The organism is Shinella sp. BE166, from assembly GCF_051201095.1.
Classification (GTDB): domain Bacteria; phylum Pseudomonadota; class Alphaproteobacteria; order Rhizobiales; family Rhizobiaceae; genus Shinella; species Shinella lacus.
In genome coordinates, this window is record NZ_JBPEHL010000011.1 from 130,364 (window position 1) to 149,692 (window position 19,329).

Sequence of the window (19,329 nt, forward strand, 5' to 3'; positions counted from 1 at the left end):
TCTTTCTAGAGAAACCACAGGGACGAAAAGATGGCGAAGCTGACAGTTATCATCCCCTTCTACCAGAAGGAGCCGGGCATCCTCACGCGCGCGCTAGCCTCCGTGTTTGCCCAGGGATTCAAGGACTTCGACGTTATCGTCGTCGATGACGAATCGCCCTATCCGGCCGATGGCGACATCGTGACTTTTTCGGACGAAGAGCAGGCGCGCGTGCGAATCATCCGTCAGGAGAATGCCGGGCCGGGCGGCGCGCGCAACACCGGGCTCGACCATGTGTCGCCCGAAACCGACTGCGTCGCCTTCCTCGATTCGGACGATACGTTCACCCCGGACCACCTCGCCAACGCCCATGACGCGATGACGCGTTTCGGCGCCGATTGCTACTTCGCGTCGATCACCGGGGGCGATGCTTTCTACTACCATTTCGGCGTGGCGGACCTGGAAAAGACCGAAGCGGTCACGCGGCTGAACGACGATCCGCTGCTCATCGAAATCCCCGATCTCACCCAGGTCATGCTCAAGAACTGGAGTTTTCTCCATCTCTCCTGCATGGTCATCAGCCGGCCGCTCTTCGAAAAGGTGCGCTTCGATGCGGCCTTGCGGCTCGCGGCGGAGGACGTGCTGTTCTTCTGCGATTGCGTGCTGGCGTCGCGCCGCACGGTGCTGAGCGGCACGGCAGGTGCGGTGCGCGGCGAGGGGCTCAACATCTTCCACGGCGTCGATAATGATTCGCCGCAGTTCCTGCGCCAGCAGTTCAACACCTGGGTGGCGCTCGACCGGCTGGAATCGCGTTTTGCCGAACGGCCGGCCGAGGTGCAGTCGCTGCGCGCCTACAAGCAGACGGCCAGGCGGCAGGCGCTGTGGAGCCAGGCGCGGCTGCTCAAACGCCGCAAGCTGCCGCAATTCGACATGCTGGCGCGCTGGGCGATGCGCGATCCACGCATCCTCACCAGTGCCGTCGGCCTTGCCGTCGGCAAATTCTCCCGCTGACCATCAGCCTTTTCCCCATCAGCCCTTTCCAAGGAGCAGGACATGAAGCCCTATTACTGGGAATCGCAGCACGGCAATTTCGGTGACGACCTCAATCTCTGGCTCTGGGATTTCCTGCTGCCGGGTTTTCGGGATGTGCATCCGGACGTGCTTCTCGTCGGCGTCGGCACGGTGCTGAACAAGGCGCTGTTGCCGGAGGCGGGGCGAAAACTCGTGCTCGGCAGCGGCTTCGGCTATGGCGCGCTGCCGGATATGGGCGACCGCAGCCTGTGGGACATCCGCTGCGTGCGCGGGCCACTGACGGCCGAAAAGGTCGGCGTGCCGGAGTCGCTCGGCATCGTCGACCCGGCCGTGCTGGTTCCCGACATGCCGGAATTCAGGAACCTGCCGAAGCGCCACAAGCGCACCTTCGTGCCCCATTGGGAATCCGCGGTGGCGGGCCTCTGGCCGGTCACCTGCGCCACGGTCGGCATGCATTACATCGATCCGCGCGGCGAGGCGAAGGACGTGATCCGCGAGATCGCGCAGTCCGAGCTGATCGTCGCCGAATCCATGCATGGCGCCATCCTCGCCGATGCCTTTCGCGTGCCGTGGGTCGCCGTCGCGACGTCGGACAGCATCAACAGCTTCAAGTGGCGCGACTGGGCCGCGACCGTCGGCGTCGAACATCGCCCGCGCCGCATCCCGATTTCCAGCCGCGCGGAAGCGATCGTCAAGGGCGCCCGCTTCTGGGGCGTCGATTATGACCGGTCGAACGCCGCGGCACCGCGCAGACCCGACGAGGGCGATATCGCCGTGAAGGTGGAGGAGCAATCCGGCCTGCGCCTCGCCGCCAAGCAGGTGCTCGCCGCACCCTCGACGCTGGCGCTCTGGCAGGCCAGCCGCGCCACACCGCAACTCAGCAGCGATGCACGCCTCGCCGAGCGCAAGGCACGGCTTTACGCCGTTCTTGAGGATGTGCGGAGAGACTACCTCTAGTCAGTCGGCCGAGGGCGCGGGCAGCAGGTAGCGCAGCCCGTCGCCCGACGCCACGCGCTTGTCCGGCCGCACGCGCCGGCGTGCCGCGTCCAGCTTGTCGCGCAGGATGCCGCCGGCAATGGCCGGCATGGCGGCGGGGTTGGCGAAGGCATAGCCGAGAGCGGCACCGGCACCCGCCTCCCGCTTGCTGTCGAGGAAATGGCGCAGCGCATGGCGATCGGCGATCTGCCGGCAGTGCCGGCGCATCACGGCGGCAGCCTCGGAGGGCACGTCGCCCGTCGCAAGGATCGCGCGTTCCGCGTCGCGCAGCGCCTCCAGGTCCTTCGTGCGGTGCTGGCCGCTCAGCGAATTGGCGCGCACCACCGCGCCATAACCGCAGCTCTCGATCACCGTATAACGCGCACCGGCGACGAGGGCGCGCACATAGAGCTCGTAGTCCTCGCCAAGCCGCATCTCCTCGCGGTAGCGCAGTCCGTGCGTATCGAGGAAGGCCCGGCGCATGACCGGCTTCAGGAAGCCGAGTTCGCCGCGCGGCGCGCCGCGGCGCGAAATATTGCCGAGCACGAAGGTTTTCAGATCGAGCTTTTTCGGCCGGGGCGCAAACTGCGCCGGTTTTCGCGAAAGATCGGCCTTCTCCATGAAGGCGATGTTGTCGGCGATGAAATCCCAGCCCTCGCAGGCGAGCATCTGGCGGAAGCGGCCGGGAAAGAAGAAATCGTCCGCATCGAGAATGCTGATCAGCGGCGCACGGGAAATGGCGATCGCGTGGTTGCGGGCGGCAGATGGCCCGCGGTTGACCTTGAAGCGGATGAGCTCCAGACGGCCGCTGCCGTCTTCGGCGTCTCTCGCCGCGGCCAGCGTACCGTCGTTCGAGCCGTCGTCCACCACCACGACTTCCGCCACTTCGGGCTCCGCCAGCGCCGAGCGCACGGCCCGCCCGATCGTCTCTTCCGCATTCTTCGCGGCAATGATGACGCAGACCCTGTTGTCCTCGGTCACGATCATACCCCTTTCACGCGTTGAACATCGCAGTGCGGGCGAACCCACGCTGCAATGCAGCATGAAAGGCGAAAAGGGCACAAAAACGGCTTTGCGCAAAAGCGGCGCGCGCGATCAGAATTTCGAGTGGCCGGGCTCGTTCATCGTCACGGGCACTTTCGGCTTCGCCTTGTCGAGCTCCTGCTTGCCGTCGAGCTCGCTCTTGCGGGCCTTGGCTTCCTGCCGGACGAGGTAGAGCATGGTGAGGAAATAGCCGACCTGGATGAGCACCGCACAGACCAGCGTCTGGATGGCGGTCGTGGCGAAGGAGCCGGTGGCGAAATAGGTCACGACCGCAAAGGCGACGAGCGCAAGAAGCATGCTGAGGAAGAAGCGTGGCGCATAGGCCAGGCTATCCCGCGATTTGGTTTCGGGCGCGCGTTTCATCGGTGGGTCCGCCTTCTCCTCTGAGGCTCCGTCGGACTATAGGGTGCCATTTTGGTCCGTGCAATCATTGGTATTAACCAGTCGAATGCGGGACCGGTTCCGATCCTCGTTCATTTGTCTTGTGCTTCCGTTAAGGCGCCGGAAGAGGCCTCAGGCAGAATCGCCGCCATCTTCCTGCCCAGATTCAGCCATGCTTTCTGCCTCAAAAACCTGCGGTTACGCCGATGACGCGAGTTTGTCGATGAGGGTCGCACCCGATGGGTTGCGCGTTGGGGGGCTCCCGATCAACTTTTGTTACAATATCAGCAACGCTTCACGAAAAAATGTGCGCTGCAAAATAATATTGCAGTGCAAAAATTTACGCCCGTCGGAGGTATATGGCCCCGCATAGACGGACTGATTACATAGAAACACCGAAAATCCCTGTAACCACGCCGGGCGCCCGTCGTCAGAAGAAGTGATACAAAGTGTTATCCGGCGTATTTCGGCTGAAACATTTGCGTTTTGCTATCGCTATAGAAGCGCCGGCCACTCGCCTTTTCTCCAAAAGAACTTAAGATTAGGACATTCAAATCTTCTGATATACGCATTGCCTGTTTTTTGGTCGATTCTTCACGCTTCAAAAAACAAACTGTGACCATACACTCCGCATTGGATGTCAGAACGCGTCCGAAGGACCCGACCTAATCGCAAGCCAATGGAGCGACCTCTATGAAGTCCGCGAGTCGATCGGCCATCTCGCCGTTTTTTAGTTCTGTAACGACCGGTGCTCCACCGGTAGGGGGAATATCGAAAAGGAGCTTTGACATTCTGGTGGCGCTGGCCGCCCTTGTCGTGCTCAGCCCGATCTTCGTGCTGATCATGGCGCTCGTGAAATATTCGGATGGCGGCGGCAGCATCTTCTATGGCCACCGCCGCATCGGCTATAACGGCACGACCTTCCGGTGCCTGAAATTCCGCACCATGGCGGAAAACGGCGATGCCCTTCTGCACCAGTACCTTGAGCAGAATCCGGCGGCCTATGAGGAATGGCGCACGACGCGCAAGCTGCAACACGATCCCCGCGTTACCGTGGTGGGCACCGTGCTGCGCAAGCTGAGCCTCGACGAACTGCCCCAGCTCTTCAACATCCTCCGGGGTGAGATGAGCATCGTGGGACCGCGCCCGGTGGTCGAGGACGAGCTGGAGCTCTACGAGGCTTCCGCCGTCTACTATCTCCAGACGCGCCCGGGCCTGACGGGCCTCTGGCAGGTCAGCGGGCGCAACGACGTCTCCTACGAGAGCCGCGTCGCCTTCGACACCCATTATGTGCGCAACTGGTCGCTGGTCAGCGACCTGGTCATCGTTGCCCGCACCATCCCGGCCGTCTGCCTTTCACGGGGCAGCTACTGATCCTAGGCACGCCCGCGATCCACGAGGTGGCGGGCGGCCAGAGAGAGGGATTCCCATGAAGAGAATTTCGAACGCGGCCCGGGTGGCCGCGATTGCCTTGCCCATGCGGTTGTTCGCCCCGTTCTGCCTCGCTCTGACGCTGGCGGGAGGGCCGGCCTTCGCCGCGGAATACCGGCTGGGCGTGATGGACAAGCTGCGCATCCGCGTCGCGGAATGGCAGACGGCCGAGGGCGCCATCCGCGACTGGAGCGCCGTCAGCGGCGACTACAGCGTCGGCGCCGACGGCTCCGTCTCGCTGCCCTTCATCGGCCAGCTTCCGGCCGATGGCCGCACCTCCGGCGAACTTGCCGAGGAGATCGGCAAGAAGATGCAGATCCTGTTTGGCCTGCGCGATCGCCCCTCCGCTTCCGTGGAGATTGCCGAATACCGGCCGGTCTATCTGGCCGGCGAGGTGCAGACGCCGGGCGCCTATCCCTTTGCGCCGGGCCTCACGGTGCTGAAGGCCGTCAGCTTCGGCGGCGGGCTTCGCCGCGCGGAGGCCGGGCAGCGCTTCGCCCGCGATTTCCTGCGCTCGGAAGGCGATGCCGCCGTCTACCTCGCCGAGCGCAACCGCCTCCTGATCCGCCGCGCCCGCATCGTCGCCGAGATGAGCGGCGCCAAGGACATCGAGATGCCGAAGGAACTCGGCAAGGCGGATGAGGCGCGCGCCATCATGGCGAGCGAGACCGCGCTGATGACCTCGCGCGAAAAGCGGCTCCGGCTGCAATTGACGGCACTTGCCGACCTCAAGGCGCTGCTCGACAGCGAGATCACCTCGCTCGGCAAGAAAGCGGAAACCCAGACACGCCAGCTCGAACTGGTGCAGGGCGATCTCGACAAGGTCGATTCGCTCGCCGAAAAGGGCCTTGCCATCAGCTCAAGGCGGCTGGCGCTCGAACAGCGCACCGCCGACCTGCAAGCCGCCCTGCTCGACATCGACACATCGTCGCTAAAGGCCAAGCAGGACATCAACAAGGCGACCCAGGACGAGACCAACCTGCAGAACGACTGGGACGCCCAGCTGGCGCAGGAGCTGCAGAACACCGAGCAGGAGCTCGACACGCTGACGCTGAAGCTCGGCACGAGCCGCGACCTGATGTCGGAGGCGCTGATGCAGTCCGCCGATGCGGCGGCGCTGAAGGGCGGTCTTTCGGCCGATAATATCGGCTACTCGATCCTGCGCACGGTCGAAGGCAAGGCCGAGCTCATCCGCGCCACCGAGACGACGCCGGTCCTGCCGGGCGATATCGTCAAGGTGGAGATGAACCTCGGCACGCAGTGAGGCCCGCGTGAAGATCGCCAGGGCACGCCTGATCGGACCCATCGGCAACGAGGCCTATGCCGCGACCGCCGTCGCCTTGTCGTTCTTCGTCTTCGCCTATTCGTTCCGCTTCGGGCAGGTGTCGATCCTCGCCTATTATGCGCTGTGGCTGCCGCTCGTCGCCGTCGATTACCGGCGCGTGCTCGGCAATTACACGCGCTACGGCTGGATCTTCGCCTTCGCGATCTTCGCCTGCCTGTCGGTCTTCTGGTCGCAGGCACCCGGGGTCAGCGCGCGGGCCGGGCTGCAATATCTCTCGCATGTCGTCTGCGCGCTCATCGCCATGCGCGTCGTCGATACGAAGATGCTGGTGCGCGGCGGGTTGATCGGCACCGGGCTGGTGCTGCTCTTCTCGCTGGCCTTCGGCGTCTACCATCTCGATCCGCTCGACGGCACCTACAGTTTCGTCGGCGCCTTCGCGTCCAAGAACCAGCTCGGCTTCTATGCCTCGCTCGCCGTGCTCTTCGCCTTCGCCGCCCTCTTCCTCGGGGCGGAACGCGGCATCTGGAAGCTCGGGGCCGGCGGCTCGGTGCTGATCGCGCTCTATTGCCTGAAGGCCTCGCAATCGGCGACCTCGGTGCTCACCACCGTCGCCATTGCCGGCCTGTGCCTGGCGCTGCGCGCGCTGGAAATGCTGGCGCCGAAACAGCGCAAGACGCTGTTCATGGTGCTCGCCGTCACCGCCGTGCTGGTGCTGGTCGCCGGCGCCTATGGCGGCGGCTACGAGATGGTGCTCGGCGCCTTCGGCAAGGATGCGACGCTCACCGGCCGCACCTATCTCTGGCAGCAGGGCATCGAGGCAGCACACCAGGCGCCCGCCGTGGGCCTCGGCTACCAGGCCTTCTGGGTGCAGGGTTTCGCGGAAGCCGAACGGCTGTGGGATGCCTTCTTCATCGGCACCCGCAGCGGCTTCCACTTCCACAACACCTTCATCGCCGCCACCGTCGAGACGGGGCTGATCGGCTGCCTGCTGCTGACCATGGTGCTCCTCGTCACCATGGCCGGGCACCTGCGCCGGCTGCTTTCGACCGCGCACGACCTGGAGGCGCTGGTGCTCTTCACCGTCGCGGCCCTTCTGGCGGTGCGCACCTTCGTGGAGATCGATATCCTGAACCCCTATCACGTCGGCTCGTTCCTGCTCTATTTCGCCGCCGGCAAGCTGGCCGATACGCGCCGCAACCTCGCCCGCCATCCCGCGGGGTTGCGCCGCCATGAAGCCGTGCCCGCATGACGCTCTACGGCATCCAGTATCTGAGGGCGTTTGCCGCGCTCGCGGTCGTCGTCTTCCACGCCGCCGAGCGCAGCGGTTATGCCTTCGCCATCGGTGCGGCCGGCGTCGACGTGTTCTTCGTCATCAGCGGCTTCATCATGTGGGTCATCGTCGCGCGCCGCCCGGTCTCGCCCGGCCGGTTCCTGGCAGACCGCATCCGCCGCATCGTGCCCGTCTACTGGCTGGCAACCGCCGTCATGGTGGCGGGCGCACTGGCCGGCCTCTTTCCCAACCTGCTGCTGACGGCGCAGCATGTCGCCGCCTCGCTGTTCTTCGTGCCGTGGCGCTCGCCGAGCAGCGGCGAGATCTGGCCGGTGCTCGTGCAGGGCTGGACGCTCAACTACGAAATGTTCTTCTACGCCGTCTTCGCCGCCTGCCTCTTTTTGCCAGCGCGCCTGCGGCTGCCGGTGATGGCGACGGTCTTCCTATCCCTCGTCGCGGTTGGCTTCGCAATCGAGAGCGACAATCCGCTCTTCCTCACCTACACCCGCCCGATCATCCTGGAATTCGTCTCCGGCATGCTGATCGGCCGGCTCTCACTCGCCGGCCGGGTGCCGAACCGGCCCATGTCAATTGCCCTCATCGGCACGGCACTGGCGGGCTTCGCCGCGATTGGCATTTTACGCTTGCCCTTCGACGAATGGACCTGCGGCCCGCTCGCCATAGCCCTCGTCTACGGCACCGTCGCGCTGGAAAAACACGGGCGAATCGCCCGTTTCAGGCTCCCTGCGCTGCTCGGCGACGCCTCCTATTCGATCTATCTCTGGCACACGTTCGCGATTTCCGTCGCGGCCAAGGCGGGGGCCATGCTCGGCCTTCCCCCGCCGCTCGTCTTCGTCACGTCGATCGCCGTCGGCACGCTGGTCGGCCTGTGCGGCTATATCCTGATCGAGCGCCCGGCCGGCAAAGCCGGCAGGGCACCGAAGATCACCACTTATAGCCAAGCCGGGCGCTGATCTCGCGGCCGGGCGCATCGGTGGTGAAGGCATTGTCGACATAGCTGTAATGGCGCTTGTCGAAGAGGTTGGACACGTTGAGGGGAATATACCCGAGCAGCGTCAGCGACGTGTCCTCGTCCGGCTTCCAGGTCAGGCTCGGCGCGAGGAAGCGGTGGTCGTCGGGCTGGAAGTCGACCTGCGTGTCGGCGTTGCGGTTGACGCCCTCCAGCCGGTAGAGCAGCGTGCCGTCGGCATCGAGCGGACCGGGAATGTCGATCTGCTCCTGGATTCTGTCATGGCCGCCGACCTCCAGAACGACCTCGCCGCGCGCCTCCTCGGTCGGCCGCTTGCTGACGACATTCACCAGCCCGCCCGGCGAATTGGCGCCGTAGAGCACGGAAGCCGGGCCTTTCAGGATTTCCAGCCGCTCGAAATTATAGGGCTCGGGCTGGGGGAAGACCGCCCAGCCGCCATCGCCTAAATCTCCAGCCCCCTGCTGCAAATCGGCAACAAAGCCCGCGCGAGTAGGAAAACTTTATCCCGAAATGCGCGCATAGACGCGGTCGAGCGCCTCGGCCAGCGCCTGCGAGCCGCCGCCCTCGTCGAAATGGCGGAACACCTGCTCGTTGAGGCCGCCCTTGGTGGCGAACTCGTGGCTGAGGTCGATGAAGGCCGTGCCGTCACCAGCCGCAACCGCGGTCTGGCCAAGTTCGGCGAAGAGGGGGGCGAGATAGGCGCGGCCCTTCTCCTCCGGCAGGCCCTTTGCCGCAAGCCAGTCGGTCGTGCGCTGCATCAGGCCGAAATAGGTGGCCATCAGGGCGCTTGCGGCGGCCAGCAGGTCATATTCCTCCTTGGTGTCGCATTCGACGGCATTGCCGAGCACGTTGAAGAGTGCGGCGGTCGTCGGGTCCGGCGGATAGACCGCGGTGACGCCCTTGCGCCGCGCGACAAAGGGCAGCGGGACCGCCTGGATGAGGCGCACATCCGCGCCGATCCAGTCGAGGAGGGCAGGCCGCCCCGTCGCCGCCACGACGCTGATCACGCCCTGCCCATCGCGAAAGCGCAGCGGGCGGATGACCTCTTCGGCGATCTGCGGCCGGATCGCCAGCACGACCGTGTCGCAGCCGTCGACGATCGCCTGGTTGTCGCCGGCAACGAGCACGGCCGGGAAATCCGCGGCAAGCGCCGCTGAAATGTCGGCGCTGCGCATGGAGACCATGACATGCGGCACGGCGGCGGGTTTTGCGAGCAGGCCGCGCACCATGGCGTCGGTGATGGCGCCGGTGCCGATGAAACCGATTTTCTGGGGGAGGGACATCTTTTATTCCGCTGCAGCGAGGGGTCCGAAGGACACGTCGGTCGTGTAGTTTTCGCGCAGGAACGCGATGAAATTATCCTGGAACTGCCGCGTATGGGCATGCGCCAGCTCGTCGGCAAGCTCGACATTCTTCGCCCGGATCGCCTCCAGCATGGCGTCGTGCTCGTCGGTGAGGAGATAACCGTCGCCGGTGCGCTCCAGATATTCGAAATGAAGGTGCAGCATGCGCTGGCCCTGGTTGAGCAGCCGCTCGTAGAAGGCGGCGAGATAGGCGTTCTTGCCGGCATAGGCGACGGCCATGTGGAACTGCTTGTTGGCCTCCGACATCTTCAGGTGCTGGCCGGTCTTCACCGCCGCCTCGAATTCCTTCTGGCGCTTGGCGATGATCTTCAGGTCCGCATCGGTCCTCAGTGCCGCGGCCAGGCGCGTGTTCATGCGCTGGGCGACGTCGAGGGCCTCGACATATTTCGGAAAGCTCGCCACCTCGATCGGCGCGACGATGGTGCTGCGGTTCGACAGCGTCACCACCAGGTCCTCGCCGGCCAGCCGGATCAGCGCCTCGCGCACGGGGGAGCGCGACATGTCGAACCGCTCGGCCAGCGTCGTCTCGTCGAGCAATTGGCCCGGCGGCAGGGCCAGCGCGAGGATCTCCGTGCGCAGCGTGTCGTAGACGTTTTTCCAGCCGGTGCCGCGCACCCGTTTCATTTCAATTTCGTCAGACACTTACGTCCCTTTCCGTATTCCGTGGCCATTGGGCCAGAAAACCGACGGCACAGCAATCGTAAAATTTCCGCTTGACTTTGTCGACACGCAGACGACATAAATTTTCCAGTCGACACGGAGCCGACAGAAAAAGACCGAAAAACGGCCAAAGCCGACGGGTGGAACCGCGCTTTCCAAGCGCTCAAAAAAGAGGAACGCACATGCTTTCGAACTGGATGACGTCCGCACTGCGGGCGACGGCGGCGCTCGCCCTTATGGCAGGCCTTTCGGCCACCACCGCCTCGGCTCAGACCGCCGAAGGATATTGGCAGACCGTGCAGAAGAACGGCACGCTGCGCTGCGGCGCGGCCGTCGCACCGCCCTATGTGATGCGCGATCCGGCAAGCGGCGAATATTCCGGCTTCTTCGCCGATCTGTGCCGGGAATTCGCCGAGGTGCTGAAGGTGAAGCCGGAATTCGTCGACACGACCTGGGACAATATCGTCGCGGGCCTGCAGGCCGGCAAATGGGACGTGTCGCTGGCGCTGAACCGGACGGCGGCGCGCGCCATGGCCGTGCAGTTCTCCATTCCCGCGATGGAGTACCAGATCTCGCTTGCCTACAACAAGGAGAACCCGAAGATCCCGGCCAGCGCCGTCTCGGTCGCCGATATCGACAAGGCCGACGTCACGCTCGCCGTCATGTCCGGCACGGCACAGGACAAGGCGATCTCCGCCGCCGTCAAGAATGCCACGATCCTGCGCCTGCCCGGCAATGACGAGACGCGCCTTGCCGTCGTCTCGCGCCGCGCCGACATCCTGGTCGACGCCTCCGACACCAACCAGCTCTTCACCCAGTCGAACCCCGATTGGGCCGTCGCGCTGAACCCGACGCCGGCGCTCGCCAAACAGGGCGTCGCCTTCGGCCTGCCGCACCAGCTCTCGGCCTCGGATGTCGAGGTGGTCAACATCTTCCTCGAAGAACGGGTCGCCACCGGCCATGTCGACGCGCTGATCAAGAAGGCCGTCGACGACGTGCTGAAGGCTGCGCAGTAAAACGGCCTCCGCCCGTTTCGACCCCCTCTGCCCTGCCGGGCATCTCCCCCTCAAGGGGGGAGATTGGCAAGGGGCGAGGACCCGGCTCGAAAAGCACCCTTCGCGATGGGGCAGGGCGGCACCACGATTCGATCTCCCCCCTTGAGGGGGAGATGCCCGGCAGGGCAGAGGGGGGTGGCCGCGTGCTTTTCCCTCCCGTTCACAGGAAGCCCCATCAGGGAGGCATGTCATGACGTCCGCATCCGCTCCGCTCGTTTCCATCCAGTCGCTGCACAAGAGTTTCGGCCCGCATATCCAGGTGCTGAAGGGTCTCGATATCGAGATGAAGCCTGGCGAGCGCGTCGTCGTCATCGGCCCCTCCGGCGGCGGCAAGTCGACGCTTTTGCGCGTCATGATGGGCCTCGAAACCATCGACAGCGGCGCCATCACCTTCGGCGGCAAGCCCTATATTTCGTCCGCCAGTGCCGAGGCGAAGACGCTCATCGACACGGAAGTGCGCCGCTCGATCGGCATGGTCTTCCAGCACTACACGCTCTTCCCGCATCTGAGCGTCATCCAGAACCTCGTGCTCGCCCCCTGCAAGGTGCGCGGCGAGAAGAAGGCGAGCGCCACGCAGCGCGCACTCGCCCTGCTGGAGCGCTTCGGCCTCGCGGCCAAGGCAAACGCTTTCCCTGCCCAGCTTTCCGGCGGCCAGAAGCAGCGCGTCGCCATCGCTCGCGCGCTGATGCTCGATCCGAAGCTGATGCTGTTCGACGAGGTCACTTCGGCGCTCGATCCGGAACTGGTGGCGGAAGTCGAGCAGGTGATCCTCCAGCTCGCCCGGCAGGACATGCCGATGATGATCGTCACCCACGACATGTGGTTTGCCAAGAACATCGCCTCGCGCGTCATTTTTTGCGCCGGCGGCGTGGTGGTTGAAGACGGGCCGCCCGAGCAGGTTCTGTCGGCGCCGCGCGAGGAGCGCACGCGCGAATTCATCGACCGCGTCTTCCACATCAAACAATAGGGGCGGGCTGTGAACTATACGTTCGATTTCAACGCCGTCTCGCTTGGGCCGCTCATCGAGGGCCTGGTCGTCACGCTGGAGCTGACGATCGCGGCCAATCTCATCGGCGTGATCCTCGGCTTCCCGCTGGCCCTGCTCCTGATGAGCCGTATCGCCGTCATCCGCTGGCCGGCGACGCTCTTCGTCGAGTTCTTCCGCTGCACGCCGGCGATCGTGCAGATCGTCTGGTTCTTCTACTGCGTGCCCATGCTGTTCAACGTCTTCCTCGGCTCGATGACGATGGGCATCCTGGCACTCGGCCTGAACCTCATGGCCTTTAACGCGGAGGCCTACCGCGCCTCCATCCAGGCCGTGCCGCGCGAGCAGCTCGACGCCGGCATCGCGCTCGGCCTCAATCCCTTCCAGCGCGTGGTCCATATCGTGCTGCCCAATGCGCTGCGCGCCTCCATTCCGGTGTTGCTCACCAACGGCATCGTCATCTTCCAGCAGAGCGCGCTCGTCGCCATCGTCGCCGTGCAGGACCTCATGTACCAGGCGAAGACGCTGGCGACGGAGACGTATAGGCCGATCGAGACCTTCACCATCGCGGCGCTCATCTATTTCGCCGTGTCGTTTCCCGTCACCCAGGTCGTCGGCTGGCTCGAACGCCGCCGTCAGATCCTGACGAGCTAGGAGAGACCCATGGCGCTCGATTTCTCCGTCCTGCTGCGCTTCCAGGAAGCGCTGGCGCTGGGGCTCTGGACGACGGTCAAGCTGACGCTGATCTGCATGGTGCTCGGCTGCACGCTCGGCTTTTTCGTCGGTCTCGCCCGCACCGCGCCGAGCGTCATCCTGCGCGCCATTGCCAGCGTCTATGTGGAATTCTTCCGCGGCACGCCGGTGCTGATCCAGCTCTTCTGGATCTTCTTCTGCCTGCCGCTGATCCTCGGCGTCGAGCTTTCCAACCTCGCCTCCGGCGTCATCGCGCTGACGCTCTATATGGGCGCCATCACAAGCGAGACCTTTCGCGCCTCGCTGAAATCCATCGGCCGCGAACAGCTCGACGCCTGCGTCGCGCTCGGCCTGCCGCGTCGGGCGCAGATCCTCAACGTCGTCCTGCCGCAGGCGGTGCTGCGCGCCGTTCCGACGCTGCTGTCCAACTGCGTCAGCCTGTTCAAGGAAAGCGCGCTCGTCTCGGCCGTCGGCATGGCCGACCTGATGTTCGTCGGCCAGAACATTTCCAACAACACGGCCCGCCCCGTCGAGGTGCTGACCATCGTCGCGCTCATCTATTTCGCCATCGCCTTCCCGCTGACGCGCGCCGTCACGATCGTCGAAGGCCGTATCCTCAAGAAACTCGCCATCTAGGAGAAAGACCATGAAACTGTCCGGCGTCATGCCCGCCCTCGTCACCCCCTTCGACGCCAACAACCGGGTCGACTTCAAGGCCTTCGAAAAACACCTCGCCAACCTTCGCGCCGCCGGCGTCACCGGCTGGGTGCCGCTGGGCTCGACCGGCGAATATTTCTCCATGTCGACCGAAGAGCGCGAGGACGTGCTGAAATTCGTCAAGGACTTCGCCAAGGAAGGCGAGGCGCTGATCGCCGGCACCAATGCGCCCGCCACCCGCGAGGTGATCGAAAACACGTTGCGCGCAAAAGAAATCGGCTACGACACCGTGCTGCTCGCCACCCCCTTCTATACCCGCCCGACGCAGGACGAGCTTCTCGCCCATTACCGCGCGGTGCTGGATGCCGCCGACGTCAATCTGGTGATGTACAACTACCCGCCGAAGGACGGCATCGAGATCGGCTTCGAGCTGATGGATGCCCTGGCGGACGATCCGCGCGTCATCGCCATCAAGGAAAGTTCCGGCGTGCTGCAACGCGCCGTCGATATCCACGCGCGCTACAAGGGCCGCATCGACCTCATCTCCGGCTCGGACGATATCGCGCTCGACTTCATGTTCTGGGGCGCCGATTGCTGGATCTGCGGCCCGGCAAACTGCATGGCCGAGGCCTGCGTCGATCTCGACCGCACCTTCCGCTCCGGCGATCTCGCCGCCGCGCGCGACAAGATGACGGTGCTCTACCGCGCCATGAACATCCTGGAGAGCGGCAAGTTCGTGCAGAAGATCAAATATGGCTGCGAGCTCCAGGGCACGCCCGTCGGCACCTGCCGTGCGCCGCTCGGCGAACTGACCGCGCAGGAAAAGGCCGACTTCCGCGCCGCCATCGCGCCGATCCTCAACTAGAGCATTTCCAGCCGAAGCGGCACCGCTTCGGCGTCGGACAATGCGGCAAAAACAAAACCTAGAGCATTTCCGGTGAACCGGGGTTCACCGGAAATGCTCTGACGAGACCGAGCGCAGGAGAAAACCCCGTGTCATCCATCGCCGTCGTCGGCGCCGGCATCATCGGCACGACCATCGCCTATGCCCTCCAGCGTCGCGGGTTTACCGTGACGCTGGTCGACCGCGACGCGCCGGGCCGGGGCGCCTCCTACGGCAATATGGCAAGCATCGCGGTCACCGAATTCATGCCCGCCTCACGCCCCGGTGTCTGGGCGCAGATGCCGAAATGGCTGCTCGATCCCGAAGGCCCGGTGCGCATCCGCCCCGCCTATATGCCGAAACTCGTGCCGTGGTTCCTGCGCTTCCTCGCCGCCAGCCGCCCCTCGAAACTGCGCGAGCTGGAGGCGGCCGGAGCAGCCCTCTGCGCCCGTGCCCTTGAAGACTTCGGCGCCCTTCTGGCGGAAACCGGCCTGACGCCCACGCTGAGCGCCGAGGGCTGCCTCAGCCTCTATGCCGACGAGGCGGAATTTCGCGCCGACCGCGATCACATCGAAATCCTCGAACGTTTCGGCTTCCGCCACGAGATTCTCGGGCGCAATGCCATCCGCGATCTCGAACCGGCCCTGACGACGACGATCGCCAAGGCCGTGCTCTTCCCCGACAACCGCTCGGTGGCCGACCCGTACAAGCTGGTGACGGCGCTTGCGGAAAAATTCTTGGCGCTCGGCGGCGTCATCGAGACCGGCGAGGTCGCCGGCTTCGCGGAGGGCGAGGGCCGCGTCTCGGCGCTGCGGCTTGCCGATGGCCGCCGGCTGACGACGGACCGCGTGGTGCTGGCGGCCGGCGCCTTTACGGGACGGCTGTCGAAACTGCTCGGCGAGCCGATCCCGCTCGAAACCGAGCGCGGCTACCACACGCAGATCATGGCGCCCGGCATTTCCATGCGCCATTCCATCATCTGGCCCGCCCGCGCCTTCATGGTGACGCCGACGGCCGGCGGCATCCGCGTCGGCGGCACGGTGGAGATGGCCGGCCTCGATGCGCCCCCGGACTACCGCCGCGCCAAAGTGCTGGTGAAACGGGCGAAGGAGGCCTTGCCGGATCTGAAGGCCGAGCAGACGAGCGAATGGATGGGCCACCGCCCGGCGCTTCCGGATACCGTGCCCGTCATCGGCCCCTCGGCGACGCGCAAGAATGTCGTCTACGCCACCGGCCACGGCCATCTCGGCCTCACCTATGCCGCCACGACCGCCCGCCTGATCGCCGATCTCCTGACGGGCGCCACCCCGCCCGTCGATCTCAAGCCCTATCGCATCGACCGTTTCTGAAAGGACTTTTCATGCGCAGCGAACTCTATATTGACGGCTCGTGGAAACCCTCCTCCAACGGCGAAACCTTCGAGGTCATCAACCCGGCGACGGAAGAGGTGATCCACCACATCGCCGCCGCCACGGCCGAGGATGTCGATGCCGCCGTAAAGGCCGCCCGCCGCGCCTTCGACACGGACGGCTGGCCGCAGAAGACGGGCACCGAACGCGCAAAATACCTGCGCGCCATCGCAAACGGCATCCGCGCCCGGCAGGCCGAAATCGCCCGCCTCGAAGTGCTCGACAACGGCAAGCCCTTCCCGGAAGCCGACTGGGACATCGCCGATGCCGCCGGCTGCTTCGACTTCTATGCCGGCCTCGCCGAACAGCTCGACAGCAATCCGGAAGAAACGATCGCGCTTTCCGACGACCGCTTCACCTCCAAGGCGGTCAAGGAGCCGATCGGCGTCGCCGGCGCCATCATTCCGTGGAACTACCCGCTGCTGATGGCCTCGTGGAAGGTAGCCCCCGCACTTGCCGCCGGCTGCACCGTGGTGCTGAAACCCGCCGAAGTCACCTCGCTCACCGCGCTGGAACTCGCCGCGATTGCCGACGCGGCGGGCGTGCCGCCGGGCGTGCTGAACGTGGTCACCGGCGCGGGCTCCGTCGCCGGACAGGCGATCATCGATCACAAAGGCGTGGACAAGCTCGCCTTCACCGGCTCCGGCCCGGTCGGCTCGAAGATCATGGCGGCCGCCGCGCGCGACATCAAGCGCGTCAGCCTGGAACTCGGCGGCAAGTCGCCCTTCGTGGTCTTCGACGATGCCGAGATCGACAAGGCCGTCGAATGGATCTTGTTCGGCATCTTCTGGAACCAGGGCCAGGTCTGCTCGGCGACCTCGCGCGTGCTGGTGCAGGCGGGCATCTATGAAAAGCTGCTCGCCCGGTTGATCGAAGAGACGAACAGGATCACCATCGGCAACGGCCTCGACGAAGGCGTGCTGCTCGGCCCGCTTGTCTCCAGAAAGCAGCAAGAACAGGTCGTCGCCGCCATCGCGGCCGCTCAGGCTGCGGGCGCAACAGTGGCCTGCGGCGGCACACGGCCGGAGGGATTCGACAAGGGCTATTACCTCCGCCCCACGATCCTCACCGACGTGCCGCTCGACAGCGCCGCCTGGGTGGAGGAAATCTTCGGCCCGGTCGTCTGCCTGCGCCCCTTCGAGACGGAAGAGGAGGCGATCGCGCTTGCCAATGACAGCCGCTTCGGCCTCGCCGCCGCCGTCATGTCAAAGGACGATGCGCGGGCCGAGCGTGTCGCAAAGGCGTTTCGCGCCGGCATCGTCTGGATCAACTGCTCGCAGCCGACTTTCACCGAAGCGCCCTGGGGCGGCTACAAGGAATCCGGCATCGGCCGCGAGCTCGGCCGCTGGGGCCTCGACAACTATCTGGAGGTCAAGCAGATCACCCGCTACGTCAGCGAAGACCCCTGGGGCTGGTACATCAAATAGGAGCCGGCGCCATGCATTTCGAAAAATCCCTCGACCTGCTGCTCGTGCATTGCCAGGGCGAACTCGGCCATGTACTCGTCGGCGGCGCGCCGGACATTCCCGGCGCGACCATGCTCGACAAGATGAACCACATCAACATGGTGGACGACAGCCTGCGCCGCTTCGTCACCTTCGAGCCGCGCGCCAATGTCGCCATGTCGGTCAACCTGATCACCGCACCGACGCGGCCGGATGCGGATGCCGGTTTCATCGTGTTGCAGGCGGACCGGGCGCATCCGATGTCCGGCAGCAATTGCATCTGCGTCGTCACAGCGCTTCTGGAAAGCGGCCGGGTCACGATGCAGGAGCCGGAGACCCTGGTGCGGCTCGACACGCCCGCCGGGCTGATCGTGGCGCGGGCGCGGTGCGAAAACGGGCGCTGCCTCTCGGTCAGCCTCGACAATGTGCCGAGTTTCGCCGAACTGCTGGACCACGAAATCGACACGCCGGCCTGGGGCCGTATCAAGGTCGATATCGCCTTCGGCGGCGTCTATTATGCGCTGGTCGATGTCGGCCAGATCGGCCTGACCATCGCCCCGGAAAACGCCCGAGCGCTCGCCGAAGCCGGTATCGAACTCAAGCAGCTGCTGGCCGAGCGGGTGAAGGTGCAGCACCCCACGCTGCCCGGTGTGGACGAGATCGCCTATGTCATGTTCCGCGACCGGGAGCCGGACGGCGCGGTGCGCACCTGCACGACGCTCCAGCCGGGCCGGGTCGATCGCTCGCCCTGCGGCACCGGAAGCTCCGCCAATCTCGCCACTCTTTTTGCTCGTGGCGAGGTGTCGGTCGGCGATGCGCGCATCTCGCGCTCCATCATCGGCGGCGAGTTCCGTGCCGAGGCGATCGGCGAGACCGAGATCGGCGGGCGCCGCGCCGTGCTGCCGCGCATCACCGGGCGCGGTTATGTCTATGGCCGCTCGCAGCTGCGTCTCGACGCGGACGATCCCTTCGCCACCGGTTTTGCACTGTCCGATACATGGGGGCCGCAGGTCGGCCTGTTGAAATAGGAGTTTTCATGGACCTGCACGGACAGACCATCCTCGTCACCGGCGCCTCCGGCGGCATCGGCGCCGCCATCGTCAAACGCCTCGCGGCGGAAGGTGCGCGGCCGATCATCCATTACGGGCGGGACAAGGCCGGAGCCGAAAGCCTGCTGGCGCAGATCGGCGGCAACGGGTTTGTCGTGCAGGCCGATCTTTCCGCCGCGGCTGGTCCGTTCGAGCTGTGGGCGAAGGCCGTCGCGGCGGCGGGCCGCATCCACGGCCTCGTCAACAATGCCGGCATCCGCACGGAAATCTCCATCGAGGCCTCGCCCGAGGACTGGAAGGCGGCGTGGCAGCGGGAGTTCCAGGTCAATCTCTTCGCCGCCGCCGATCTCTGCAAGGAGGCGATCCGGCATTTCAAGGCGGCGGGCGGCGGGCGCATCGTCAACATGGCGAGCCGGGCCGGGCAGCGCGGTTATGCGGCGGATGCCATGCCCTATGGCGCCAGCAAGGCGGCGCTCACCAACCTCACGAAATCCATCGCCCGCAGTTTTGGCGCCGATGGCGTGACGGCCGTGGCGATCGCGCCGGGCTGGGTGCGCACCGACATGGCGGAGGACTTCATCGCCACCCATGGCAAGCAGGCGGCGGTGGCCGATATCCCGATCGGCGAGATGGCCTCGCCGCAGGAGGTGGCCGAGCTCGTCGCCTTCGTGCTGCGCCCCTCGCAGGCCTCGCTCAACGGCGCGACGCTCGATGTCAACGGCGGCAGCTATATCCGGTAAT

The 19,329-nt window shown here is 65.2% G+C and carries 20 protein-coding genes; 15 read left to right on the forward strand and 5 right to left on the reverse strand.

What is annotated here, in order from left to right; translation table 11 throughout:
- Window positions 1–30 precede the first annotated feature (30 nt).
- Entirely contained in the window at window positions 31–990 is a 960-nt protein-coding gene (locus tag J2Y63_RS23955; RefSeq protein ID WP_435268132.1) for a glycosyltransferase family 2 protein, read from the forward strand.
- A gap of 42 nt (window positions 991–1,032) precedes the next feature.
- Entirely contained in the window at window positions 1,033–1,968 is a 936-nt protein-coding gene (locus tag J2Y63_RS23960; RefSeq protein ID WP_435268133.1) for a polysaccharide pyruvyl transferase family protein, read from the forward strand.
- Here the strand turns inward: J2Y63_RS23960 and J2Y63_RS23965 are convergent, their stop codons facing one another.
- Window positions 1,969–2,973 (reverse strand): glycosyltransferase family 2 protein, encoded by a 1,005-nt coding sequence (locus J2Y63_RS23965; protein ID WP_435268134.1) that lies wholly within the window; start codon window positions 2,971–2,973, stop codon window positions 1,969–1,971. It abuts the gene before it with no gap.
- Between the two features lie 108 nt (window positions 2,974–3,081).
- Complete coding sequence (locus J2Y63_RS23970; protein WP_435268135.1) at window positions 3,082–3,393, reverse strand: exopolysaccharide production repressor protein; 312 nt, start codon at window positions 3,391–3,393, stop codon at window positions 3,082–3,084.
- 711 nt (window positions 3,394–4,104) lie between these two features.
- On the opposite strand from J2Y63_RS23970, the gene J2Y63_RS23975 reads away from it, so the two are divergent.
- From J2Y63_RS23975 to J2Y63_RS23990, 4 genes are all read left to right on the forward strand, one after another.
- Window positions 4,105–4,785, forward strand: a complete 681-nt coding sequence (locus tag J2Y63_RS23975) for a sugar transferase (RefSeq protein WP_435268136.1) — start codon at window positions 4,105–4,107, stop codon at window positions 4,783–4,785.
- 103 nt (window positions 4,786–4,888) lie between these two features.
- Window positions 4,889–6,106: a polysaccharide biosynthesis/export family protein gene (locus J2Y63_RS23980; protein ID WP_435268223.1), complete on the forward strand. Its 1,218-nt coding sequence runs from the start codon at window positions 4,889–4,891 to the stop codon at window positions 6,104–6,106.
- Between the two features lie 7 nt (window positions 6,107–6,113).
- A complete protein-coding gene (locus J2Y63_RS23985; protein ID WP_435268137.1) occupies window positions 6,114–7,376 on the forward strand; it encodes an O-antigen ligase family protein in 1,263 nt (420 codons plus the stop codon).
- The gene (locus tag J2Y63_RS23990) at window positions 7,373–8,371 is read left to right on the forward strand and encodes an acyltransferase family protein (protein ID WP_435268138.1); all 999 of its coding nucleotides are present in this window, start codon (window positions 7,373–7,375) and stop codon (window positions 8,369–8,371) included. The genes J2Y63_RS23985 and J2Y63_RS23990 overlap by 4 nt, the downstream gene beginning before the upstream one ends.
- Here J2Y63_RS23990 and J2Y63_RS23995 read toward each other — a convergent pair.
- The 3 genes from J2Y63_RS23995 to J2Y63_RS24005 are packed head-to-tail and all read right to left on the reverse strand — an operon-like array spanning window position 8,343 to window position 10,394.
- Complete coding sequence (locus tag J2Y63_RS23995; protein WP_435268139.1) at window positions 8,343–8,855, reverse strand: TonB-dependent receptor plug domain-containing protein; 513 nt, start codon at window positions 8,853–8,855, stop codon at window positions 8,343–8,345. The two genes, J2Y63_RS23990 and J2Y63_RS23995, sit on opposite strands and share 29 nt — an antisense overlap.
- Window positions 8,856–8,888: 33 nt before the next feature.
- On the reverse strand, window positions 8,889–9,671 hold the full coding sequence (locus J2Y63_RS24000) for a pyrroline-5-carboxylate reductase (RefSeq protein WP_435268140.1): 783 nt from the start codon (window positions 9,669–9,671) through the stop codon (window positions 8,889–8,891).
- 3 nt (window positions 9,672–9,674) lie between these two features.
- Complete coding sequence (locus J2Y63_RS24005) at window positions 9,675–10,394, reverse strand: GntR family transcriptional regulator (RefSeq protein ID WP_327508993.1); 720 nt, start codon at window positions 10,392–10,394, stop codon at window positions 9,675–9,677.
- 200 nt (window positions 10,395–10,594) lie between these two features.
- Between J2Y63_RS24005 and J2Y63_RS24010 the strand changes: the two genes are divergently transcribed.
- The 9 genes from J2Y63_RS24010 (at window position 10,595) to J2Y63_RS24050 (ending at window position 19,328) form a co-directional block, all read left to right on the forward strand.
- Complete coding sequence (locus J2Y63_RS24010) at window positions 10,595–11,428, forward strand: substrate-binding periplasmic protein (protein WP_435268141.1); 834 nt, start codon at window positions 10,595–10,597, stop codon at window positions 11,426–11,428.
- A 229-nt stretch (window positions 11,429–11,657) separates the two neighbouring features.
- Window positions 11,658–12,434 (forward strand): amino acid ABC transporter ATP-binding protein, encoded by a 777-nt coding sequence (locus J2Y63_RS24015; protein WP_435268142.1) that lies wholly within the window; start codon window positions 11,658–11,660, stop codon window positions 12,432–12,434.
- A gap of 9 nt (window positions 12,435–12,443) precedes the next feature.
- Window positions 12,444–13,106, forward strand: coding sequence for an amino acid ABC transporter permease (locus J2Y63_RS24020; RefSeq protein WP_435268143.1), 663 nt, complete (start codon window positions 12,444–12,446; stop codon window positions 13,104–13,106).
- 9 nt (window positions 13,107–13,115) lie between these two features.
- Window positions 13,116–13,781, forward strand: coding sequence for an amino acid ABC transporter permease (locus tag J2Y63_RS24025; RefSeq protein ID WP_435268144.1), 666 nt, complete (start codon window positions 13,116–13,118; stop codon window positions 13,779–13,781).
- Window positions 13,782–13,791: 10 nt separating this feature from the next.
- On the forward strand, window positions 13,792–14,667 hold the full coding sequence (locus J2Y63_RS24030) for a dihydrodipicolinate synthase family protein (RefSeq protein WP_435268145.1): 876 nt from the start codon (window positions 13,792–13,794) through the stop codon (window positions 14,665–14,667).
- A 128-nt stretch (window positions 14,668–14,795) separates the two neighbouring features.
- Window positions 14,796–16,034: an NAD(P)/FAD-dependent oxidoreductase gene (locus tag J2Y63_RS24035; protein WP_435268146.1), complete on the forward strand. Its 1,239-nt coding sequence runs from the start codon at window positions 14,796–14,798 to the stop codon at window positions 16,032–16,034.
- Window positions 16,035–16,045: 11 nt separating this feature from the next.
- A complete protein-coding gene (locus J2Y63_RS24040; protein ID WP_435268147.1) occupies window positions 16,046–17,521 on the forward strand; it encodes an aldehyde dehydrogenase family protein in 1,476 nt (491 codons plus the stop codon).
- Between the two features lie 11 nt (window positions 17,522–17,532).
- The gene (locus J2Y63_RS24045; RefSeq protein WP_435268148.1) at window positions 17,533–18,567 is read left to right on the forward strand and encodes a proline racemase family protein; all 1,035 of its coding nucleotides are present in this window, start codon (window positions 17,533–17,535) and stop codon (window positions 18,565–18,567) included.
- Window positions 18,568–18,575: 8 nt separating this feature from the next.
- Window positions 18,576–19,328 carry an SDR family NAD(P)-dependent oxidoreductase gene (locus J2Y63_RS24050; protein WP_435268149.1) on the forward strand — a complete coding sequence of 251 codons (753 nt, stop codon included), beginning with the start codon at window positions 18,576–18,578 and terminating at the stop codon, window positions 19,326–19,328.
- Window position 19,329 lies beyond the last annotated feature (1 nt).

Bases quoted from the DNA above. Each gene is read 5' to 3' on its own strand.
- J2Y63_RS23990 (WP_435268138.1), top strand. From the start codon at position 7,373: ATGACGCTCTACGGCATCCAGTATCTGAGGGCGTTTGCCGCGCTCGCG.
- J2Y63_RS23965 (WP_435268134.1), bottom strand. From the start codon at position 2,973: ATGATCGTGACCGAGGACAACAGGGTCTGCGTCATCATTGCCGCGAAG.
- J2Y63_RS24040 (WP_435268147.1), top strand. From the start codon at position 16,046: ATGCGCAGCGAACTCTATATTGACGGCTCGTGGAAACCCTCCTCCAAC.
- J2Y63_RS24010 (WP_435268141.1), top strand. From the start codon at position 10,595: ATGCTTTCGAACTGGATGACGTCCGCACTGCGGGCGACGGCGGCGCTC.
- J2Y63_RS24050 (WP_435268149.1), top strand. From the start codon at position 18,576: ATGGACCTGCACGGACAGACCATCCTCGTCACCGGCGCCTCCGGCGGC.
- J2Y63_RS24025 (WP_435268144.1), top strand. From the start codon at position 13,116: ATGGCGCTCGATTTCTCCGTCCTGCTGCGCTTCCAGGAAGCGCTGGCG.
- J2Y63_RS24015 (WP_435268142.1), top strand. From the start codon at position 11,658: ATGACGTCCGCATCCGCTCCGCTCGTTTCCATCCAGTCGCTGCACAAG.
- J2Y63_RS23970 (WP_435268135.1), bottom strand. From the start codon at position 3,393: ATGAAACGCGCGCCCGAAACCAAATCGCGGGATAGCCTGGCCTATGCG.
- J2Y63_RS23975 (WP_435268136.1), top strand. From the start codon at position 4,105: ATGAAGTCCGCGAGTCGATCGGCCATCTCGCCGTTTTTTAGTTCTGTA.
- J2Y63_RS24030 (WP_435268145.1), top strand. From the start codon at position 13,792: ATGAAACTGTCCGGCGTCATGCCCGCCCTCGTCACCCCCTTCGACGCC.
- J2Y63_RS24000 (WP_435268140.1), bottom strand. From the start codon at position 9,671: ATGTCCCTCCCCCAGAAAATCGGTTTCATCGGCACCGGCGCCATCACC.
- J2Y63_RS23955 (WP_435268132.1), top strand. From the start codon at position 31: ATGGCGAAGCTGACAGTTATCATCCCCTTCTACCAGAAGGAGCCGGGC.
- J2Y63_RS24045 (WP_435268148.1), top strand. From the start codon at position 17,533: ATGCATTTCGAAAAATCCCTCGACCTGCTGCTCGTGCATTGCCAGGGC.
- J2Y63_RS23960 (WP_435268133.1), top strand. From the start codon at position 1,033: ATGAAGCCCTATTACTGGGAATCGCAGCACGGCAATTTCGGTGACGAC.
- J2Y63_RS23980 (WP_435268223.1), top strand. From the start codon at position 4,889: ATGCGGTTGTTCGCCCCGTTCTGCCTCGCTCTGACGCTGGCGGGAGGG.